We start from the raw sequence: 1572 nt of genomic DNA, 5'->3' as shown, positions 1-1572 counted from the left end.
GAGGTCGACGTGATCCTGCTGCCGCTGCTGGTCGGCTACTCGCTGGCCCTGACCGCCGGGCTGTCCCTCAAGGGAGTGCGGTCCCGGACCGCGATCGCGGGCCCCGTACCCGCGGCGCCGCCGCGCAAGGTGCTGATCGTCGGCGCCACCGGCGGCACCGGCCGCCAACTGCTGGAGCAAGCCCTCGCGCGGGACCTGGAGGTCACGGCCCTGGTCCGCGATCCCCGAGCGCTGACCTTGAGCCACCCGCACCTGCGGGTCGTCGTCGGGGACGTGCTGGACCCCGCCGCCGTCGACGAGGCCGTGTGCGGCCAGGACGCCGTCCTCTGCGCGCTGGGACACCGGCGCTACTTCCCGCCCTCGCGCGTCCTCTCCGAGGGCACCCGCAACCTCCTGCGCGCGATGGAGGGCTACGGTGTGCCCCGCTTCGTCTGCGTCACCTCTCTCGGCGTTGGCGACAGCGCCGGGCGGCTCGGCCTCGCCTACACGCTGGTGGTCATCCCCTTCGTGCTGCCCTTCTACTTCTGGGACAAGGCCCGGCAGGAGAGGTTGATCGAGGCCGGCCGCACGCCGTGGGTGATCGTGCGTCCCGGCGGGCTGACGGACGGACCGGGGCGCGGCGACCGCCGCGCCGGCCGCGGCGTCGGCAGCTTCTTCGAAACGGTCCGCGTGCCGCGCGCGGACGTGGCAGCGTTCGTGCTGGACCAGTTGACCGACGACACGTGGCTCGGCGCCGCGGTCGGGATCGGCCGGTCCTGAGATGGATTCCTTCAAGGAACGCGTCGCGCGCGCCGCGGGCGAGGACATCGCGATCGCGCCCTACGACCCGCGCTGGCCGGAGCTCTTCCGCCTCGAGAAGGAGCACCTGCAGTCCTGTCTGCCGCCGGACCTCGTCCGGCGCGTCGAGCACTTCGGCAGCACGGCGGTGCCCGGGCTGTCCGCCAAACCTGTCGTGGACATGCTGATCGAGACGACGGACCTGCGGGCAACGCGCCTCCTGGTCGCGCCCCTGCTGGAATCGCAGGGCTACGACTACTTCTGGCGCCCGACCATCGGCGACGACGGCCCCCCGTTCTACGCCTGGTTCATCAGGCGCGATCCGCAGAGCGGCGCCCGTACGCACCACCTCCACATGGTTGAGGCTTCCTTCCGCGAGCACTGGGACCGGCTCCTGTTCCGCGACCACCTCATCGCCCACCCCGACGTCGCCCGCGACTACGAGCGGCTCAAGATCGCGCTCGCGGCGGCGTTCCCGCGCGACCGCGCGGCGTACACGCGCGGCAAGTCGGAGTTCATCGCCGCCGTGATGGGGGCGTTGCGGTGATCGCGCTCGGCAACATCAGCAAGAGCTACGGCCGCCAGCTGCTGTTCGTGGAGACGTCCTTCCAGCTCAACCCCGGCGAGAAGGTCGGCCTGGTCGGGCCCAACGGGTCCGGCAAGACGACGCTGTTCCGTCTCATCGTGGGGGAGGAGTTCCCCGACGAGGGGTCGGTGTCGGTGCCCCGGCGCACCACCGTCGGCTACTTCCGCCAGGACATCGGCGAGATGGCGGGGCGCTCGGTGCTCGACGAG

General features: G+C 71.9%; 3 protein-coding genes. All 3 read left to right on the top strand.

Annotation, left to right across the window (positions count from 1 at the left end; translation table 11 throughout):
* The coding region (locus Q7W29_05155) for an SDR family oxidoreductase (GenBank protein MDO9171204.1) at positions 1 to 759 on the top strand (759 nt) is incomplete at its 5' end.
* A 1-nt stretch (position 760) separates the two neighbouring features.
* Positions 761 to 1324 (top strand): GrpB family protein, encoded by a 564-nt coding sequence (locus tag Q7W29_05150; protein MDO9171203.1) that lies wholly within the window; start codon positions 761 to 763, stop codon positions 1322 to 1324.
* Positions 1321 to 1572, top strand: a 252-nt coding sequence (locus tag Q7W29_05145; GenBank protein MDO9171202.1) for an ATP-binding cassette domain-containing protein, incomplete at its 3' end; no start/stop codon positions are given. The genes Q7W29_05150 and Q7W29_05145, both read left to right, overlap by 4 nt.

It is taken from the genome of bacterium (assembly GCA_030654305.1).
Taxonomy (GTDB): domain Bacteria; phylum Krumholzibacteriota; class Krumholzibacteriia; order LZORAL124-64-63; family LZORAL124-64-63; genus PNOJ01.
The sequence above is the reverse complement of the archived record's forward strand: the minus strand, read 5'-3'. Positions and strand labels throughout refer to the sequence as shown.